Origin of the sequence: Corallococcus sp. NCSPR001, assembly GCF_017309135.1 — a bacterium.
Classification (GTDB): domain Bacteria; phylum Myxococcota; class Myxococcia; order Myxococcales; family Myxococcaceae; genus Corallococcus.
Map to the genome: position 1 here is coordinate 3014115 of NZ_JAFIMS010000002.1, position 17585 is coordinate 3031699.

The following is a 17585-nucleotide window of genomic DNA, read 5'->3' on the forward strand; positions in this document are numbered from 1 at the left end:
CGCGTTCCGCTGTCATCCGCCCGGCGCGCTCTTGCGCTCCGTCGCGACGGGCGCCTCCGTGTGCTTCGCCAGCGCCTCCATGATCTGCTCCGCCTTCCACCCCGGATCCAACACGGGGCAGAAGTAGCCCGGACCCGCGCGCTCGCGCACGGCCCAGGCGAAGAAGTCCCTCGCCACGGTGTGCACTTCTTCGGGCAGGAAGAGCGCCGCGACGTCGTACTCCGTGAAGCGCAGGAGGCCCGGGACGCGCCACTCCCGCTCCCAGTCGAAGCGGTAGCTGTAGGGCGCGTTGTGCGCGTCGCCCTGGATGTCCACGAAGGGCGTCACCGCCCACACGGGCTCTTTCTGGGGCTCCTTCGCCGCCAGGGCCTGGTCCAACTGGTGCTTCATCGCCAGGTGCGCCGGCGAGCCGTACTGCACGTACCAGACGGGGCCTCCGCCCTGCGACAGGATGAAGCTCTTGCGGAAGGCGATGCCGTACAGGCTCCGGCGCTGCACCAGCCTCGCGAGCTGATCCAATGGAATCTCGCTGAAGCACACCGAGCGATGCCGGTCCGCCACCACCGCCTCCCGCCGCGCGATGCCAAAACCCTCCGCGCCCGGGATGAGCGTGCGCGCTCCCAGGATGCTCATCATGTTCTGGTAGGCGTCGTGGTACGGGGGCCCCGGCTTCGTGAAGTGCACCACGAAGTCAGACATGTCCCGCCACTGCGCATTCGCCTGATACCCGAGCATCGCCTCGCGAGTCTCCCGGCCCGGTCCCCCCTTCGCAACACAACGTGGCGGGTTGTCCCAAGGCCTGCCCGCTCTCCTGACGTGCGAAGGCCCTACGGCAGGCGGACGGGCGCTGGCTCCCTCGGCCGCGACAGGCGCATCAACGCCACGCCCGCGAGCACCGCCACCGACGCCACCGCCGCCTCCCGCCCGCTCGCGCCGAAGGCCACCAGCGTCAGTCCCAGCACCAGCGTGGGCACCGCCAGGAGCGCGTGCACCGGCCGCAGGTCCCGCTCGCGCCGCAACGACAGCACCGCGAGCGCCGCCGCGGTGACTCCGAATTGCATCAGCACCGCGATGGCGGAGAGTGCGAAGAGCTCCGACAGGTCCCCCAGGTTCACGAATCCCAGCACCAGCGCCCACGTCACCGTCAGCGCCCGCATGGGCACTCCTGACGCCGACATGCGCTCCAGCCCGAACAGCGAACGCTCCCCAGAGGCCAGCGCGGACAGGTAGCGCGGCGTCGTCACCATCATCCCCACGCAGATGCCCAGCGCGGACACGCTCGTCCCCGCGCCCACCAGCCGCTCCAGCCCCGCGCCGCCCCACACCCCCGCGGCCTGCGCCAGCGGCGCGCTCGCGCTCGCCAGGTCCGGCAGCGCCGCGACGCACGCCCACACGAGTCCCACGTACAGCAGCATCGCCAGGAGCAGCGAGCCCACCGTCGCCATGGGCACCGTGCGCTCGGAGGCGCGCACCTGTCCCGCGATGACCGGGACGATTTCGAAGCCCTGGTAGGCGAACATCACCGTCAGCCCCGCCTTCAGCCAGGACGCTCCCGTGGCGGGCAGCGGCGGCGGCACATCCCTGTCCGGCAGGAGGAAGAAGAACGCGCCCAGCAGCGCCGCCAGCGGCAGGAGCTTGAGCACCGTGAGCGCCGTCCACGTCCGCGCCGACACGCGGATGCCCGACGCCACCAGCGCCGCCAGCCCCGTCACCAGCGCGGAGGCCAGCAGCCGCTCGCCCACGGGCCCTCCCAGGCCCACCGACGGTGCCACCGCCCGCGCCAGGCCCGCCATCACCGCGGACGTGCTCAGGAAGGCGCTGACGTAGGCCACCCAGCCGACCAGGAACGACACGCGTTCGCCGAACGCCGCCCGCGCGAACACCACGGGCCCTCCATCCGAGTCGAACCGCCGGCCGAGCACCGCGAACGCGAGCGCCACCGGCACCAGCGCCAACCCCGTCAGCGCGAAGGCCCACACCGCGCCCAGGCCGGGGGCCTGCGCCGCGACCTCCGCAGGCGCGAAGAAAATGCCGACGCCCACGATGCCGTTGACGCCCAGGGCCAGCAGTTGGAAAGGCCCGATGGTGCGCTCGGGCGCGACGCCGGAGGGAAGGGTGGACACTGCATGGACTTCACTACACCCGCGCCCCGTGCACCATCGCCGTGCTCAGGGATGGGCGAGCAGCACGCTCAGCGCCGCCATGCGCCCGGTCGCGGGCTCCTTCTCCAGCGACTTCGGGATGGCGACGAAGACGTCGTTGTCCCGCTGGTCGCCGCAGGCGCGCGTGCCCCGGTAGTGCTTGCGATCCCTCTCGATGATGAGGTTGTAGCCGCACGGCCCCACCGACCCCGTCAGCTCGTCCGGGCTGAGCGTCAGCGACGAGGGCTGGCCCGCGAAGGTGCCCATCATCTCCACGACGTCCGGACGCTCGGTCACGGTGAGCTCCACCGGCTTCCCTCCCACCGTGCCCTCGATGCGCCGCTCCGACAGCTTCAGGTCCACTGGGCGCTGGAAGGCCTGGCCCTTCAACGCGTTCTCCGACAGTTGGAGCTTCAGGTCCGGGCCCTGGAGACCCTGCGCGTCGACGTTCGCACGCACGGTCGTCCGGGGCGTCCGCAGCTCCACGGTGTCGTTCTTCTTCGCCACGGCGGATCCGCCCGCGAGCAGGGCGGCAACGGTGAGGATGCGAGCGATTCTCATGCTCCAAAGCTGGGGCGTCGGGCCGCGCGTCACCAGGGCCATGCTCCGGCTGCTCGGCGGGCCGCACGTCGTGATATCCGTGCGCACGTGTCCCGCACACGCCTGCTGGCCCTCCTCGTCGCACTCGTCGCCATCGTGGTTGCTGTCTGGCAGCGCTCCCGGGCGGTGGAACGGCTGGGCCAGGACTTCGACGAGGCGGTCTACCTGCCCATCGCCTTCACCTATGCCGGGATGATGGACGAAGGGCGCTGGAGCGACATCGGCCAGCTCCGGGAGAACTTCGAGCACCCGCCGCTGGTGAAGCTGCTCTTCGCCGAAGCCGTACGCATGTCAGGCGCTCCGGACCCGGACTGGCGGGAGGTCCCCATGGGCCGGCCCATCCCGGACGCCGCGCGCCCCGCGTTCAACGTGACGCGAGGCCTGTCCGCGGTGGCCGGCGTGCTCCAGGTGGGGCTCGTCGCCCTCGTGGATCCGTTGGGCGCGCTCCTGCTCGCGTGGGACCCGTATCACACGAAGTACACGTCGCAGGCATACCTGGAGGCGGTGCCGGGGCTGCTCGCGGTGCTCGCGCTGCTCGCGTTCGAGCGCGCCCGGCGGAGGGGCTTCGCGCCGGGCTGGACGGCGGTGTCCGGCGCGCTGCTGGGGCTCGCGGCGGCGGGGAAGTATCCGTATGGCCTGGTGGGCGGGCTCACGTTCCTACCCTTCCTGGTGGCGGGCGCGCGCACGCGGTGGCGCCCGTGGGCCGCCATCGTCGTGTCCACGGCGGCGGTGTTCATCCTGGTGAACCCGGCCCTGTGGGCGTCTCCGTTCGCGTCGCTGTGGGAGTCCATCACCTTCCACTGGAACTACTCCCACAACGAGCACGTGCGCCGCGCCGGGCTGCCCTGGTACCAGCCGCTGGTGTTCCTCACGGACACGTGGCTGTCGGCCTCCGACGCGGGCATCTACCTCACGCACTTCAACGCGCGGGCGCTGTTGGCGCTGGCGGTGCTGGGCCTGCCCCGGACGTGGCGCGAGCGGCCCGTGTGGGCCGTGGCCGCCGTCGTGGGGCTGGTGTTCCTGCTGCTGTGGAACACCAAGTGGCCGCAGTACCTGCTGCTCGTCATCCCCGCGCTGTGCGTCTGCGCGGGCAGGGGCGTGCGGACCGTGGCCAGCGGGGCCGTGTGGCTCTGGCGCAGGGTCCAGGGCTCGCGCGTCAGCGCAGGTGCGTGAAGACGCACGGGTCCGCGGGCAGGTCCATGTCGCAGGTGGGCATCAGGCACGTCACCTGCGCGCGGCGGGGCAGCGGCACCCAGCCCGAGCGCAACAGCAGACAGGCCGTGGTGCCGGGCCCGCGCAGCATGCCCGCGAACGCCACGCCCCGGCGCTCCATGTCCTGCATGGCCACCTGGAGCAGCCGCTGCCGGTCCTCGGCGGACACGGAGGCGTGGAAGGCCATCAGGTCCACGACCTCCGCGGTGAGCTCTCCCACGCCCGTCATGAGCAGGCTGTGTGAGCTGACCAGGCCGCGCACCTCGCCGTCCTGCTCCAGCACGAAGGTCCGGGGCACGTCGCGGTACTGGAGCTGGGCCGCCAGTTGCTCGGTCGTGTACGTGTAGCCCAGCGTCACCGGGCGCAGCATGTCGTGGACCAGCGCCGTGCAGCGGCCCAGGTCCGTTGGCTGGTAGGGGCGGATGCCCTGGGGGGCCGCCTCTCGGAAGCGGTGCCTCAGGAGGGGATGCGCCAGCGTGAACAGCCTCCGCTCGTTGTCCGTGAAGGACCAGCGGGCGAGCGCCTTCGCATCAAAGGCATACATCCACATCCCCAGGCCCCCGAAGAGGCGGGTGTTCCACGCGCGCCGCCAGAAGCCCGGCGGGCGGGGCTCCGTGGTCGTGAAGCCCAGGGTGAGCCGCGCCGCCCGGTCCTGGTGGCGCTTGAGCAGCTCGTGCGCGAGCTTCGCGCCAATGCCCTGTCCGCGATGGGAGTTCGTGACGGTGGCCCGCAGCCCATAGCTGCCGTCCACCTCCAGGCGTCCCAGGCGCAGCTTCGCGGGCTCCGCGAAGAGGGTTCCCACGAGGGTCCTCCCCTCGTATGCGGCCAGCAGGTAGTCGCGCGGCGCCTGGCCGTCCCGGAACAGCCGCCAGTCGCAGAAGCGCTTGTCCCAGACGGGGAGCGGGGCCGTCTTGCCGTAGGTGGATTGCCAGACGCGGTTGAGGAACCAGGACGCCTCGGAGGCGTCACCCTCGAAGGTGCGCACCTCAATCATGGCCTGCCCTCCGGGACGGGATGCCAGAGCGCCCGGGGGTGGCGTGCCGCATGCGCCATGCGATTGCTGTTCATGGCGAGGAAGGTAGGGAGGGGGGCCGGGCTGGAAATCGGCCGCCGAGCACGGCTCCTCCCTGGCTGTCATTGCCGCGTCAAAGCCAGGCCCTCCGCGTGCGGTGGTCCACACGCACCGCGCTGACAGGGCGGGGGAGTGTGCGGGGCCCGCCGTCCCGCGCGCGTCAGGGCGCGGTGAGCGCGAAGTCCGCGTACACCGCGCCGTGGTCGGAGCCGCCGTAGCCGCCCGTGGGTTCGCGGGCCACACGGAAGGAGCCCGGCACGTAGGCGCCGCCCGCGTTGGGCGCGAGGTAGAGGTGGTCGATGGCCTGGCCCCTGCCGGAATAGAAGTACGTCCAGGTCTCGTTGTCCGGCCGGTCCTTCGCGACGCGCAGCAGGGCCTGGTCCAGCGCGTTGATGGGCTCCGAGCCGGGGACGTCGTTGAGGTCTCCACCGAGCACGAGCATCGCGTCCGGGAACTCCTTCGCCGATTCGAGGACGATTTCCCGCGCGGCGGTGGCCTCCGCCATGCGGCGGCCGGGATCGTCGTCCACCTTGGAGCGGAAGTGCGCCGCGAAGACGATGACCCGCTTGCCGTCCACGTCCAGGTGGACCTCCAGCAGGTCGCGCGAGAAGCGGGTGGCGGAACCATCCGGCCGGTAGATGTACTGGCTGCGGTGGCTGCGCACTTCCGTGATGGCGTGGCGGGAGAGGACCGCCACGTCCACCGAGGCCGGGGTGTACGTCTCCCCGAGCTTCGAATGGGGGAACTGCGGCACCTTCTTCAGCAGCCCATCCAGCGAGTTCTGCGTTTCGACCTCTTCCAGCAGCACGATGTCCGCGTTGAGCGCGGTGATGCCCCGGCCGAGCTGGGTCACCTGGGCGTCGAACTCCGCCTCCGTGGGCAGCTCCTCGTAGTTGCCGCCGCCGCAGGAGCCCGTGTCGCAGACCGTGTCGAAGAGACGGTGCACGTTGAACGCCGCGATGCGCACGCGGGGGCCGGACGGATCCACCGGCGAGCCGCTGTCGGGCTGCGGGCAGTTGCCCTGGACGCAGGCTCCCGCGTCGGGGACCGGCAGGGTTTGAGAGGAGCCGTCACAGCCGGCGAACGCGAGCACCAAGCCCCACAGGGCGAGGGTCGAGCGGGGACGGAAGCGGAAGGGGAGCCGCGGCGGGGGTGACATCGGGGCGGCAACCTACCATCGGGTCTTCCCGGGCGCCGCGCGGACCCGCCCGGCATGTCCTGCGACGCGGCGCGGCTCGCCTCTGTGTCCCGGGCGCGGACTCCAGGTCCAGGTGATGCGGACCCCGGGTGGGACTGCCTCCGCCGCTCCAGCCCCGGGACGCGCCGACCGGCCACGGGAGACCCGGCGCCGTTCGGCGTGGCTCCGCGACCGCTCGCCCCCGAGGCCCCCGGCCGTGCCACCGGGCGTGTGCATCCTGGCGTCGTCCCGGGTGCTGACGCGCCCGCGAGGTGCCGACGCCATGAATCCGTCCGTTCCCATGTCCCCGCTTCCTCCTTCTCCTGCTCCCACTGTCACGGCACCGGCCCGGCCGCTGCTGCCCTGGGTGCGCGCCCCGCGCCGGACGCTGGCGGCGTCGCTGGCCCTGGGCGTGCTCGCGGAGGTCCTGCTCGACAGGGCTCGCTGGGGCCTGGGCTTCCCGTTGCTGGTGGCGGCCCTGGTCGGCGCACTCGCGTGGCTGGGCGGACGTGAAGGCTGGCAGCGGGCCCGGCCCAACGCGTGGCTGCTGGCGCCGCTGGGCCTGGTCAGCGTCTTCGTGGCGGTGCGGGACAGCTCCTGGCTGCTGGCGCTCAACGTGATGACCGCGGCCGTGCTGCTGATGATGCTCTCGCACTTCTGGGCCGCGGGCCGCGTGCAGCGGCTGGGCCTCGCTGACTACCTCCTCGTCTTCTTCGGCTCCGCCGCGCAGAGCCTGCTCTATCCGCCGGTGCTCGTCCGGGACGGCGTGAACGTGGGCGGGCTCAAGACCCACTCGCGCCTGCTGGGGGGGCTGTCGCGCGGCCTGCTGCTGGCGCTGCCGGTGCTGCTGGTGTTCGGGGTGCTGCTGCAATCCGCGGACGGCGTCTTCTCCTCCACCGTGCAGCGGCTGCTGTCGTTCGACCTGGACCTGGAGCGGCTGGTGGGGCGCGGCATCGGCGTGGCGTTTGGCGCGTGCGTCGCGGCGGGGGTGCTGGGGCATGCGCTGCGCCGCCGCGCCACGAAGGAACTGGGGGACGCGGAGGTGACGCCGGCCACGCCGCGCCTGGGGCTGATTGAGGCGCTCACGCTCATCTTCGCCGTGAACGCGCTGTTCTTCGTCTTCGCGGCCTTCCAGGTGGCGTACCTGTTCGTCGGTGACGCGTCGTCGCCCGCGGCTGGCTACACCTTCGCGGAGTACGCGCGGCGCGGCTTCTTTGAACTGGTGGTCGTCGCCTCGCTGACGCTGGCGCTGGTGATGGCCCTGACGCGCTGGACGCGGCGCGAGACGCGCGTGGCGCAGACCGTCTTCCGCGCGAGCACGTCGCTGATGGTGGTGCTGACGCTCATCATCCTCGCCTCCGCGATGCGGCGCCTGTCGCTGTACGAGGACGCATTCGGCTACACGCTGCTGCGCGTGCACACGCACGTCTTCATGGTGGCGCTGGGCGCGGCGCTCGCCTGGCGCGCTGTGACGCTGTGGTGGAAGCCGGAGCGCTTCGCGGTGGGCGCCTTCGCCACGGCCCTGGGCTCGGTGCTGGTGCTCAACTTCCTCAACCCGGAGGTCTTCATTGTCCGCCACAACCTGGAGCGGACCGCACGCACCGGTGGTTCGCTGGACACCGAGATGTTCTTCGATTTGTCCGCGGACGCCGTGCCCGGGCTGGTCCAGGCGGCCTCCACTCTCCAGAATGGGGACCAGTGGCGTCTGGAGACCGTGCTGAGGGAGCACCGGGAGCGGCTGTCCCAGCGGGACTCGGTCCCGGAGTGGAATGTCTCCCGCTTCCTCGCCCGCCGGGCGCTGCTGCGGTCAGGAGCCTGGAGTTCGCCCGGCCCTGATGGGTCGAATTGACAAAAAATGCGTCCGTTGTCACAGTGTCCGCATGGTGACGACGATGACGGAAGACGAGACCGCCGCGCGCCGAGCGAAGATCCTGCTCGCCGCGCGGTGGTGTTTCCTCAACTTCGGCTTCGCGAAGACGTCGTTCGAGGACATCGCCAAACGGGCGCACCTCTCGCGCACGCTGCTCTACCGGGTCTTCAAGGACAAAGAAGACATCTTCCGGGCTGTCTTCGTGGAATGGCTGGTGTCGCGCCATCCTTTGGCGACGCAGGCGGCGAACGCGCCGGACCGCACGCCGTATGAGCGCTTGCTCGACGTCTGCCGCGTGATGGTGATCGAGCCCTGGGCGGAGATGGTCGGGACGCCGATGGGGGGCGAGTTCCTCGCGGCCTGCGAGCGGATCGACCCCGAGACCGACGCGCTCCATCGCAAGGTCGCGCTGCGGTGCGTGGCCTCCATCCTGGGAGATGAGGCGAGCGCCGAGGTCTTCCTCCTCGCGCTCGACGGGCTCCTCGCGGACGAGCCCGGCACGGCGGTGCTGGAGCAGCGAACAGCGCTCCTCGCGGCGCGCTTCGCCCCTCCCGCGAAGGAGAAGGGGAGGCGGAAGTGAAAGTCATCCTCTTCGGTGCGACCGGAATGGTTGGAGCGGGCGCGCTGCGCGAAGCGCTCAATGCCTCCGAGGTCGAAGCCGTGCTGAGCATCGGGCGACAGACGTGTGGCGTCACGCACCCGAAGCTGCGTGAGCTGCTGCTGCCCGACCTCTTCGAGTTCGCCGCCATCGAAGACCAGCTCGTGGGCTACGACGCCTGCATCTGGGCGATTGGTGTCAGCTCGGTGGGGCTGGACGAGGCGGCCTACGCCCGATTGACCGAGGCGCTGACGCTCGTCTGGGCGCGAGCGCTCCTGCGGCTCAACCCCGGACTCTCCTTCTGCTACTGCTCCGCGGGTGGCGCTGGCGGGCGCTCGATGTGGGCGCGCGTCCGGCAGCGGGTGGAGGGCGCGCTGAAGTCCATGCCGTTCCGCCATGCCGGCGCCGTCCGTCCCGGGTTCATCCGCGCGGGCCCCGGCATCCGGAGCCGCACGCGGGCCTATCAGGTCGGGGTGGTCCTGATGAAGCCCCTGAACCCGCTCATGCCGTTCTTCATCCGCGTCTTCCCATTCCTGTTCACCACCTCCGAAATCCTCGGCCGCGCGATGCTGCGGGTCGTCGAAGGGAAGGCCGATCGCTTCATCCTCGAGTCGGCCGACATCAACAGGGTCGGCGCGTGAGCGCGACGGCTCGCTCGCTGCGAGTCGCGAGGTTCGGCGTCATCGCGCTGGTGCTCCTTGTGCTCGGGGGCGCCTGGTCCTTGGACGTCTTCGCGTGGCTCTCCGAGCCGAAGGCCCTGGCCCAGACGCTCGTGGAGCTGGGGGCCTGGGGCTACCTCGCGTTCATCGTCGCGTACACGGTGCTCCAGCCGTTCGGTGTCCCCGGTTCGATCTTCATCGTCGCGGCGCCGTTGATCTGGCCGTGGCGGACCGCCTTCGCGCTCTCGATGATCGGGACGATGGCCGCGAGCGTGGTCGGCTTCTCATTCGCGCGCTTCGTGGCGAAGGACTGGGTTTCCGCGCGCATCCCCGCGCGGTTCCGCAAGTACGACGACGCACTGGAGGAGCGCGCCTTCCAGACCGTCGTGGTGCTTCGATTGGTGCTCTGGATGCCGCAGGTGCTCCACGGGTTCCTTGGCGTCTCGAAGGTGGGGTTCTGGACCCACTTCTGGGGCTCGTTGGTCGGCTATGTGCCGCCGCTGCTCCTCGTGAGCTACCTCGGGAATGAGATGTTCGACGCGTCAGGGCGGATGCAGCCCGGTGCGTGGCCCATCCTCGGCGGCCTGCTCGCCGCCTCGCTGCTCTTCGCCGCGCTCGCCCGGTTCTTCGAGCGCGGACGTCACCCATTCAAACCCTGGAGCGGCTCATGGCGCAGGACCTCGCGGGAAAGGTGATGCTCATCACCGGAGCGACGGACGGCATCGGCAAGGCGGCGGCGAAGGACTTCGCCAGGCGCGGCGCGACGCTGACCCTTGTCGGCCGCAACCAGGAAATGTCGTCTACGCGCTCGCGAAGCCTTTCTCGAGCACGCCGGAGCAGGGCGCCGACGCCCTGGCTCGAGCCGCGTGAGGCGCAGCCCGTGTCGCTTGTTTCCGAGGGGCTCCAAGTACCTCTCCTGGCGGCCGTGGTGGCGGCGGAGCGGCCCGTCCCTCCCAGGATGCGCAGGGCGCTCCCGTGAACGAAGGCGTGGAGTGCGCCCGTGAATCCGTGAGGCCCCCTGGCTAGATTGCCGCGCCATGAGCGAAGTCGCCGGACGCCGTGTCCCAGCCCTGCCCCCCATCCCCGCGGTCCTCATCGCCGTGGTGAGCGTGCAGGGGGGCGCCGCGCTCGCGAAGGGGCTCTTCCCCGTGCTGGGCGCGGTGGGGGCCGCGGGCCTTCGGTTGGTGCTGGCGTCGGTGATGCTGCTGGCGTTCTTCCGCCCGCCGCTGCTTCGCTACACGCGGTCGCAGTGGGCGGCGGTGGTGCCGTATGGCGTGGCGCTGGGCGTGATGAACCTCACGTACTACCTGGCCATCGCGCGCATCCCGCTGGGGCTCGCGGTGACGCTGGAGTTCGTGGGGCCCTTCGTGCTCGCGGTGGTGGGGTCGCGCAAGGCGTTGGACTTCGTGTGGGTGCTCTTCGCGGCGACGGGCATCGTGTTGATTACGCCGTGGACGGCGACGCCCGGCGGGTTGGATCCGCTGGGCGTGGTGCTGGCGCTGACGGCGGGGGCGTGCTGGGCGCTCTACATCCTGGCGGGCGGAAGGCTGTCACGCCGCGTGCCGGAGGGGCAGGGCGTGGCGGCGGGCATGGTGGTGGCCATGCTGACGGTGCTGCCCTTCATGATGCGCGAAGGCCACCTGGAGCGGATGACGCCGGGCCTCTTCGCCGCGGGCGTGGGCGTGGCGCTGTTGTCCAGCGCGCTGCCGTACACCTTGGAGATGCTGGCGCTGGGGCAGCTCTCCAGCCGCACCTTCGGCATCCTGATGAGCCTGGAGCCCGGGGTGGCCACATTGGTGGGGTGGCTGTTCCTGCGCGAACAGCTCACCCCACTGCAATGGCTGGCGGTCGCGCTGGTGAGCGTGGCGTCCGCCGGGGCGACGCTGACGGCGAAGCGGCCCCCTCCGCCCTTGGAGGCGTGAGGAGGATTCTTCGCCATCCGCATCCTGGCGGCCTTGGGACAAAGGCGCTCAGCGCTGGGACTCAAAGGTACTTTTCGAGCGCCTGGGTCAGGCTCGCCTTGGGCACGGCGCCGATGACGCTGTCCACCAACTGGCCGCCCTTGAAGACCAGGGTCGTGGGGATGGACCGGATGCCGAACCGCGACGCGACAATGGGGTTCTCATCCGTGTCGAGCTTCAAGACCCGGGCCCTGTCCGTGTACTCCATCCCGATTTCCTCCAGGACGGGGGCCATCATCCGGCAGGGCCCGCACCAGGGGGCCCAGAAATACACCATGACAGGGGGGGCGCAATCCAAGACATCCTGCTGGAACGTCGCATCCGTCGTCGCGTTGATTGGCATCGAAATGGCTCCGGGTGAGGAATTGAGTCAGTGATGCCCGGGGCGTACTGGTACTGGCATGCCCCGAGCGTGTCCGTGTGACTGCTGGGAATGCCTCCCGCGGTGAGCACGAGGCCCTTCATGTCTATGAATGGGAGGACATGCGGGCGCCCCCGCCCGCGGTCGGAGGCCTGGACCGGGCGGCCAGCCTGGCCCGCCCCTGGGGCGATGGCGGCGCTCAGGCGCCGTGGACGACGCGCTCGACATACGGATACCCCGGCGTCTCCGCGAGGAGCGGACGCCCTGGGGCAGCGACGTGTAGACCTTCTCCCGCCAACCTGCGGGGGGCTCCCGGCATCAGGGAAGCGAGTCCAACGCCGCGAGCAGCCGGCCCACGTCCTCCGCCGTGTTGTAGTGGAGCAACGACGCGCGCACCGCGCCGTCAGGCATGAGCCCCAGCGCCTGGGCCGCCATCGTCGCGTAGTAGTGCCCCGCCGCGACGCCCACGCCCTGTTCTGCCAGGTGCTCGGCCACGGCGCGCGGTGACAGGCCGGTCACGTTGAAACAGAACGTGGCCACGCGCCCGGCGGACGTCTTCGGCCCGTAGAGGTGCACGCGCGGATGGCGGGACAGTTGCTCCAGCGTGGCCTCCAGCAGCGGCTGCTCCAGTTGCGCGATGTGCTGGAAGGCCCGCGTCAATCCCTCGCGTCCCGGCTGGCCACCGCCCAGCACTTCGCGCAGGTAGCGCAGCGAGCCCAGCCATCCGGCCCAGCCCTCGTGGTTCGCCGTGCCCGGCTCGAACTTCTGCGGACCGTCATCCGGCATGAACCACAGCTTGTCCGCCGGCAGCCCCGCGAGCAGCTCGCGCCGCACGAACAGACTGCCCAGGTGCGGACCGAAGACCTTGTACGGAGAGAACACCGCGAAGTCCGCGCCCCACGCGCGCACGTCCGGCAGGTGATGCGGACTGGAGTGCACCGCGTCCACGAACAGCCACGCGCCCACGCCGTGCGCCACCTCCGCCGCCGCGGCCACGTCCGGCGTCGCGCCCACGGAGTTCGCCGCCGCGGACACCGCCACCAGCCGCGTGCGCGGCGTGACGAGCTCGCGCAGCTCGGAGGCCTCCAGCCGCCCCTCCGGCCAGCTCGCGCGCCAGGTCGTCACCTTCACGCCCTGCGCCTCCAGCGCGCGCCACGGGGCCGCGTTGGATTCGTGCTCCAGCTCGGAGATGACCACCTCGTCGCCCGGCTTGAAGAGGCGTGAGACGGCCCGGCCCACCTGGAAGGTGAGCGCGGTGGCGCTGGGCCCGAGCATGACCTCGTCGGGCCGGCAGTTCAGGAACTCCGCCGTCTCCTCGCGCGCCCGGGCCTTGAGCGCCGTGGCCACGCGGGAGGCGGGGTAGGGCTGGCCCACGTTGCAGCTGCCACCCGTCAGGAGTTGATGGATGGCGTCGATGCAATGCGTGGGCACCTGCGCCCCCGCCGCGTTGTCCAGGTAGCTGAAGCCAGACCGCAGGGCGGGGAAGTGCTCGGCGAAGGGGGAGGGCATGGGCCGCGGAGCATAGCCCTCCGCCCTCTCGCGCGAACTACGGCGTGCCGAAGTCCTGCGTCCAGTACGCGCGGTACGTGCTGGACGGCGCGTTGTAGTAGCCAATGCCCGTCTGCTTCAGCGCACCGTTCATGATGTTGTTGCAATGGCCCGTGCTGGCCATCCAGCCGTCCACCACCGCCTGCGCGGTGCCGTAGCCCGCGGCGATGTTCTCCGCCGCCGTCCGGTAGCTGTAGCCCGCGGACGCCATGCGCTGCCATGGCGTGGAGCCGTTGGAGCCCGTGTGGCTGAAGAAGTTGTTCGTGCCCATGTCCTTGGAGTGCTTGCGCGCCGCGCAGCGCAGCTTCGTGTCCAGCGTGAGCGCGCCCACCGCCGGCTTCGCCACGCCGCCACAGGTGGCTCCCGCCGCGCGGCGCTGGTTGATGAGCGTGAGCACGTCGGTCTCGAACTGCACCCAGGCGGGATCCCAGGTCGTCACGTCGTCGCAATACGCGGCGCTCGCGCTCAGCCCGTTGCCGGCGACCTCCGTCTGGACCGGCGGCACCACGACCCCTTCCCCTTGCGGCGTGGGCGCCTCCTCGCCTCCACAGCCGCCCAGCAGGGCAGCGGCGCTCAGCAACGTCAGACACAGCGAACGGGACGAGGGCTTCATGGACAGACCTTTCGCCGGCGGGGGCCGGCCAGGGGGAGGGGTCAGCGAGATGCATTCTTGTCGGTGATTCCTGGTTTCTGCCATGGACCCTGCGTGTATTGTGATTGACGCGTGAAAGGGCGGGGTTGTGTCAGCGGTGTTGGTGACGGAAAGTTCTGTCACCGTGAAGACGCCTTCCGCTGCGACTGCCATTCGTTCCGTGGTGTTGGACACCAACGTGGTGCTGGACGTGTTCGTCTTTGATGACGTCTTCACGCGGCCGCTGGCGCGGGCGCTGCGCTCGGGTGCGCTGACGGCGTGGGCGGACCGGCACACGCTGAAGGAGCTGGCGCTGGTGCTCGCCTATCCCTCGTTCAAGCTGACGGCGGACGCGCAGCGGACGGTGCGCGACGCGTACGGCGCGCTCGTGCGCGTGGCGGACGGGGAGGGCGCTCCGGTGGAGCTGCCGCCGTGCCGGGACCGGGATGATCAGAAGTTCCTGGAACTGGCGGCGCGCGCGGGGGCTTCATGGCTGGTGAGCAAGGACCAGCGCGTGCTGTCCATGGGCGGTGGGCGGCGGCTGCCCTTCGAGGTGCTCTCGCCTCGCCGTGCCTCGCAGGCGCTGGAGACGGAGGGCCTCACACGGAGCGCTTGAAGCAGGCAGGCAGGGGTGCGTACGCGCAGTCAAAATCGCGCTCCGCGCTTGGTGACCCGGGCATCTCGGGCCATCCTGCGGCCCGGTGCGTTCCTCACTCCTGATCCTCCTGTTCTGCGCCGGCTGCGCCGCGCGTGTCGTCACCCCCGTCCCGGCGCCGGCTCCAGCCCCGGTCCAGGCCCAGACCGCGACGCCTCCCGTGGAGACGCCGGCCGCGACGCCGCCCGCGCAGGCCCCGGCTCCGGCCTCGTCCCAGGCCACGCCCGCCGTGAGCGCGTCCGGCGCCCCCGTCGCGATGCCTTCCCCGGCGGAGGTCGCCGCCGTCGTCACCGACGCCGCCGTGCGGGAGAACCCCTGCCCCGTGGACGCGGAGGAAGAGGACGACGAGGCCACCGCGGCCACCGACGATGAAGGCGTGAGCGAGGAGGGCGAGATGCAGGCGCCGCTCGCGCCCGCCGCGCCCTCGGGGCCGCTGTACACCGCGGACCTGTCCGACGAGGCGCTCACCGAGGCTTGGAAGAAGGACCCGGCCACGCTGGGGTCCATGTCCATTGGCTTCGTGGAGAGCGGCCGGCAGATCAACAGCGTGCGCGTGCCGGATGACAAGGATTGGATCGTGGTGTCGCCGGAGATCGCCTACGGCACGCAGGAGACGGTGGACTACGTGGTCGCCGCCATCCGCGCCGTGCGCGCGCAGTACCCGAACGTGCCCACGCTGCGCGTCAACCGCCTGTCCACCAAGGACGGCGGCTACCTGCGCCCGCACAAGAGCCACCAGAACGGCCGCGACGTGGACTTCGGCTTCTACTACCCGACCGCGGAGCCGGTGCGCGAGCGCGAGCGCGAGCGCTACATCGACGTGGCCATGAACTGGGCGCTGGTCCGCTCGCTGGTGGTGAACACCGACGTGCAGATGATCCTCGTGGATAAGCGCGTGCAGAAGGTCCTGTACGACTACGCGCTGTCCATTGGCGAGGACAAGGTGTGGCTGGACTCGCTGTTCAACGCGGGCTTCAACTCGCTGATCAAGCACGCGCGCCGGCACCGCGACCACTTCCACGTGCGCTTCTTCAACGGCCGTGCGCAGGAGCTGGGCCGCCGGGTGGCGCCGCTGCTGGCGCTCCAGCCGGACCAGAACCTGATGATGTACAAGGTCCGCAACGGGGACACGCTGGGTGGCATTGCGTTGCGTCACAACTCCAGCGTGGTGGCCATCAAGAAGGCCAACCGGATGCGCAACACGTTCCTGAGCATTGGCCGGCGGCTGGTGATTCCGCTGAAGGGCCCGTGCACGCACTGCCCCATCCCCCCGCCGGTGCAGCTGCCGCCGCGCCGGCTGCCTCCCGTGGCCGAGGCCCCCGCTTTGGTGAACACGACGCCCGCGGCTTCGGGCAAGCTGCCCAACCCGTGCACTCCCGCCGCGCCGGCACCGACGCCGGTGGCCGTTCCCACGGGTGTTCCCTCCGGTCTGTCGACCGGGCGCTGAAAGGCTTCTGCTTCCATGGCAACTCCGCACATCTCCGCGTCTCCCGGTGACTTCGCTGAAGTGATCCTCATGCCGGGCGACCCCCTCCGGGCGCGCTACATCTCCGAGCGCTTCCTGGAGAACGCGCGCTCCGTCACGGCGGTGCGCAACATGCTGGGCTTCACCGGCACCTTCCGGGGCAAGCGGCTGTCCGTGATGGGGCACGGCATGGGCGTGCCCTCCATCTCCATCTACGCGACGGAGCTGGTGAGGAACTACGGCGCGAAGGTGCTCATCCGCGTGGGCAGCTGCGGCGCGCTGCGCACGGACGTGAAGCTGCGCGATGTCATCGTGGCGATGGGCGCGGGCACGGACTCCAACGTGAACCGCATGCGGGTCATGGGCCACGACTTCCCGGCGGTGGCGGACTTCACGCTGGCCCGGCGCGCGGTGGAGGCGGCGGAGAAGCGCAACAAGCCGGTGCGCGTGGGCAACGTTTTCACCTCGGACCTGTTCTACCACCCGCAGGAAGCGCTCAACGCGACGCTGGAGAAGATGGGCATCCTGGCGGTGGAGATGGAGATCGCCGGCCTGTACGGCGTGGCTGCGGAGTTCGGCGCGCGGGCGCTGTCGCTGCTCACCGTGTCGGACCACATCCGCACCGGCGAGCACCTGTCCCCGGAGGACCGTCAGACGACGTTCGACGAGATGATCGAGCTGGCGTTGGACGTGGCCGCCTCCGAGGCGTGAGGACCTGAGCGCATGGCCTTGCCGCCCCGCAGGGGCCCGGGTTCCCCGCTGGCGCGCAAGGCCGCGCAGCGCACGCCGGGCCATCACTACAACGCGAGCTTCCTGAACTCGGCGGACCGCGCGGAGATATTGGCGTGGCTGGGGACGCTGCACCCGCTGTGGGAGGAGCGCTACTCGAAGCACTTCCCACCGCCGGAGGGCCAGCAGCAGCGGCGGTTGCTCCGGCCGGTGTACTGGCTGGGCAACTGGCAGTTCGCGTGCCTGGACTACTACCGGCCCCCGAAGGGCGTGCACAACCGCTGCGTGAAGGCGGAGCCGTTCCCCGCGGTGCTGCAGCGGCAGATTGAGAAGGTGGAGGCGCTGGCGCGGCGGATGTTCCGGGGCCCGGATATGCCGCAGGGCTGGCACCTCAACACGTGCCTGGTGAACTTCTACGGCAGCCGGTTGGAGGACGGGCGCTGGGTGGACACCGCGCGCGTGGGCGAGCACAAGGACTTCGAGCCGGGCCCGGTGGCGTCGCTGTCGCTGGGCGAGCGCGCGCTCATCCAGTTCGTCACGTCCACGCGGCCCGGGGAGCGGGACGCGGTGGTGCTGGAGCAGTGGCTGGATGACGGGGCGCTGCAGCTCTTTGGTGGGGCGCAGTGGAAGGAGCAGACGTTCCACCGGGTGCAGCGGGTGGACACTCGTGCGGGGCACGTGATGCCGCCGGAGCTGCCGGACTTCCGCACGCGGCGCATCAACCTGACGTTCCGCTACGTGCCGGACGTGCACGTGACGCCGTTCGCGAAGCTGAGCCCGGAGGCCCGCGAGGACGTGCGCCCGTACATGGAGACGCTCGCGAAGGGCAGCCGGTTCTTCCGCGATGAGCTGTCGCGCGAAGCGCCGCCGGTGAAGACGGAGTAGGGCGGGCGCCTCCGGCCGGCG

Annotated in this window: 19 protein-coding genes; 11 read left to right on the plus strand and 8 right to left on the minus strand. The window is 70.8% G+C overall.

Annotation, left to right across the window (positions count from 1 at the left end; all coding sequences use genetic code 11):
* Positions 1 to 12 precede the first annotated feature (12 nt).
* The 3 genes from JYJ93_RS14440 to JYJ93_RS14450 form a co-directional block, all read right to left on the minus strand.
* Complete coding sequence (locus JYJ93_RS14440) at positions 13 to 699, minus strand: abortive infection system antitoxin AbiGi family protein (protein WP_242543809.1); 687 nt, start codon at positions 697 to 699, stop codon at positions 13 to 15.
* Between the two features lie 128 nt (positions 700 to 827).
* Entirely contained in the window at positions 828 to 2084 is a 1257-nt protein-coding gene (locus JYJ93_RS14445) for an APC family permease (RefSeq protein ID WP_206800309.1), read from the minus strand.
* Between the two features lie 84 nt (positions 2085 to 2168).
* Complete coding sequence (locus tag JYJ93_RS14450; protein WP_206791320.1) at positions 2169 to 2702, minus strand: hypothetical protein; 534 nt, start codon at positions 2700 to 2702, stop codon at positions 2169 to 2171.
* 87 nt (positions 2703 to 2789) lie between these two features.
* On the opposite strand from JYJ93_RS14450, the gene JYJ93_RS14455 reads away from it, so the two are divergent.
* Complete coding sequence (locus JYJ93_RS14455; RefSeq protein WP_206791322.1) at positions 2790 to 3914, plus strand: hypothetical protein; 1125 nt, start codon at positions 2790 to 2792, stop codon at positions 3912 to 3914.
* Here JYJ93_RS14455 and JYJ93_RS14460 read toward each other — a convergent pair.
* The gene (locus tag JYJ93_RS14460; protein WP_206791325.1) at positions 3898 to 4947 is read right to left on the minus strand and encodes a GNAT family N-acetyltransferase; all 1050 of its coding nucleotides are present in this window, start codon (positions 4945 to 4947) and stop codon (positions 3898 to 3900) included. The two genes, JYJ93_RS14455 and JYJ93_RS14460, sit on opposite strands and share 17 nt — an antisense overlap.
* A 238-nt stretch (positions 4948 to 5185) precedes the next feature.
* Entirely contained in the window at positions 5186 to 6184 is a 999-nt protein-coding gene (locus JYJ93_RS14465) for an endonuclease/exonuclease/phosphatase family protein (protein ID WP_206791333.1), read from the minus strand.
* 301 nt (positions 6185 to 6485) lie between these two features.
* Here JYJ93_RS14465 and JYJ93_RS14470 point away from each other — a divergent pair, with 301 nt between their 5' ends.
* From JYJ93_RS14470 to JYJ93_RS14495, 6 genes are read left to right on the plus strand one after another with little or no spacing between them, the layout of a single operon-like run.
* Positions 6486 to 8051: a DUF4173 domain-containing protein gene (locus JYJ93_RS14470; RefSeq protein ID WP_206791335.1), complete on the plus strand. Its 1566-nt coding sequence runs from the start codon at positions 6486 to 6488 to the stop codon at positions 8049 to 8051.
* Positions 8052 to 8094: 43 nt separating this feature from the next.
* A complete protein-coding gene (locus tag JYJ93_RS14475) occupies positions 8095 to 8652 on the plus strand; it encodes a TetR/AcrR family transcriptional regulator (protein WP_242543810.1) in 558 nt (185 codons plus the stop codon).
* On the plus strand, positions 8649 to 9311 hold the full coding sequence (locus JYJ93_RS14480) for a hypothetical protein (protein WP_206791339.1): 663 nt from the start codon (positions 8649 to 8651) through the stop codon (positions 9309 to 9311). Before JYJ93_RS14475 ends, JYJ93_RS14480 begins: the two co-directional genes overlap by 4 nt.
* The gene (locus JYJ93_RS14485; protein ID WP_206791341.1) at positions 9308 to 10024 is read left to right on the plus strand and encodes a VTT domain-containing protein; all 717 of its coding nucleotides are present in this window, start codon (positions 9308 to 9310) and stop codon (positions 10022 to 10024) included. Before JYJ93_RS14480 ends, JYJ93_RS14485 begins: the two co-directional genes overlap by 4 nt.
* A complete protein-coding gene (locus JYJ93_RS14490) occupies positions 10024 to 10308 on the plus strand; it encodes an SDR family NAD(P)-dependent oxidoreductase (RefSeq protein WP_242544416.1) in 285 nt (94 codons plus the stop codon). The genes JYJ93_RS14485 and JYJ93_RS14490 overlap by 1 nt, the downstream gene beginning before the upstream one ends.
* A gap of 58 nt (positions 10309 to 10366) precedes the next feature.
* A complete protein-coding gene (locus tag JYJ93_RS14495) occupies positions 10367 to 11251 on the plus strand; it encodes a DMT family transporter (RefSeq protein WP_206791352.1) in 885 nt (294 codons plus the stop codon).
* 61 nt (positions 11252 to 11312) lie between these two features.
* On the opposite strand, the gene trxA is transcribed toward JYJ93_RS14495, so the two are convergent.
* The 3 genes from trxA to JYJ93_RS14510 form a co-directional block, all read right to left on the minus strand.
* The gene (trxA, locus tag JYJ93_RS14500; protein ID WP_206791354.1) at positions 11313 to 11633 is read right to left on the minus strand and encodes a thioredoxin; all 321 of its coding nucleotides are present in this window, start codon (positions 11631 to 11633) and stop codon (positions 11313 to 11315) included.
* A 336-nt stretch (positions 11634 to 11969) separates the two neighbouring features.
* Positions 11970 to 13160 carry a cysteine desulfurase-like protein gene (locus tag JYJ93_RS14505; protein WP_206791356.1) on the minus strand — a complete coding sequence of 397 codons (1191 nt, stop codon included), beginning with the start codon at positions 13158 to 13160 and terminating at the stop codon, positions 11970 to 11972.
* 37 nt (positions 13161 to 13197) lie between these two features.
* Positions 13198 to 13812: a CAP domain-containing protein gene (locus tag JYJ93_RS14510; protein ID WP_206791358.1), complete on the minus strand. Its 615-nt coding sequence runs from the start codon at positions 13810 to 13812 to the stop codon at positions 13198 to 13200.
* Positions 13813 to 13975: 163 nt separating this feature from the next.
* Here JYJ93_RS14510 and JYJ93_RS14515 point away from each other — a divergent pair, with 163 nt between their 5' ends.
* The 4 genes from JYJ93_RS14515 to JYJ93_RS14530 all read left to right on the plus strand — a co-directional run bounded on the left by JYJ93_RS14515 (position 13976) and on the right by JYJ93_RS14530 (position 17564).
* Positions 13976 to 14446: a putative toxin-antitoxin system toxin component, PIN family gene (locus JYJ93_RS14515; RefSeq protein ID WP_269012684.1), complete on the plus strand. Its 471-nt coding sequence runs from the start codon at positions 13976 to 13978 to the stop codon at positions 14444 to 14446.
* An 85-nt stretch (positions 14447 to 14531) separates the two neighbouring features.
* Positions 14532 to 15932, plus strand: coding sequence for a LysM peptidoglycan-binding domain-containing protein (locus tag JYJ93_RS14520; protein ID WP_206791362.1), 1401 nt, complete (start codon positions 14532 to 14534; stop codon positions 15930 to 15932).
* A gap of 15 nt (positions 15933 to 15947) precedes the next feature.
* Positions 15948 to 16661: a purine-nucleoside phosphorylase gene (gene deoD / locus JYJ93_RS14525; protein WP_206791364.1), complete on the plus strand. Its 714-nt coding sequence runs from the start codon at positions 15948 to 15950 to the stop codon at positions 16659 to 16661.
* Between the two features lie 12 nt (positions 16662 to 16673).
* Positions 16674 to 17564: an alpha-ketoglutarate-dependent dioxygenase AlkB gene (locus JYJ93_RS14530; RefSeq protein WP_206791366.1), complete on the plus strand. Its 891-nt coding sequence runs from the start codon at positions 16674 to 16676 to the stop codon at positions 17562 to 17564.
* Positions 17565 to 17585 lie beyond the last annotated feature (21 nt).

What these genes read in the sequence shown, in the direction of transcription:
- JYJ93_RS14440 (WP_242543809.1), bottom strand. Translation starts at nt 699, where the DNA reads ATGTCTGACTTCGTGGTGCACTTCACGAAGCCGGGGCCCCCGTACCAC.
- JYJ93_RS14450 (WP_206791320.1), bottom strand. Translation starts at nt 2,702, where the DNA reads ATGAGAATCGCTCGCATCCTCACCGTTGCCGCCCTGCTCGCGGGCGGA.
- JYJ93_RS14460 (WP_206791325.1), bottom strand. Translation starts at nt 4,947, where the DNA reads ATGATTGAGGTGCGCACCTTCGAGGGTGACGCCTCCGAGGCGTCCTGG.
- JYJ93_RS14465 (WP_206791333.1), bottom strand. Translation starts at nt 6,184, where the DNA reads ATGTCACCCCCGCCGCGGCTCCCCTTCCGCTTCCGTCCCCGCTCGACC.
- JYJ93_RS14470 (WP_206791335.1), top strand. Translation starts at nt 6,486, where the DNA reads ATGAATCCGTCCGTTCCCATGTCCCCGCTTCCTCCTTCTCCTGCTCCC.
- JYJ93_RS14475 (WP_242543810.1), top strand. Translation starts at nt 8,095, where the DNA reads ATGACGGAAGACGAGACCGCCGCGCGCCGAGCGAAGATCCTGCTCGCC.
- JYJ93_RS14490 (WP_242544416.1), top strand. Translation starts at nt 10,024, where the DNA reads ATGCTCATCACCGGAGCGACGGACGGCATCGGCAAGGCGGCGGCGAAG.
- JYJ93_RS14495 (WP_206791352.1), top strand. Translation starts at nt 10,367, where the DNA reads ATGAGCGAAGTCGCCGGACGCCGTGTCCCAGCCCTGCCCCCCATCCCC.
- trxA (WP_206791354.1), bottom strand. Translation starts at nt 11,633, where the DNA reads ATGCCAATCAACGCGACGACGGATGCGACGTTCCAGCAGGATGTCTTG.
- JYJ93_RS14505 (WP_206791356.1), bottom strand. Translation starts at nt 13,160, where the DNA reads ATGCCCTCCCCCTTCGCCGAGCACTTCCCCGCCCTGCGGTCTGGCTTC.
- JYJ93_RS14510 (WP_206791358.1), bottom strand. Translation starts at nt 13,812, where the DNA reads ATGAAGCCCTCGTCCCGTTCGCTGTGTCTGACGTTGCTGAGCGCCGCT.
- deoD (WP_206791364.1), top strand. Translation starts at nt 15,948, where the DNA reads ATGGCAACTCCGCACATCTCCGCGTCTCCCGGTGACTTCGCTGAAGTG.
- JYJ93_RS14530 (WP_206791366.1), top strand. Translation starts at nt 16,674, where the DNA reads ATGGCCTTGCCGCCCCGCAGGGGCCCGGGTTCCCCGCTGGCGCGCAAG.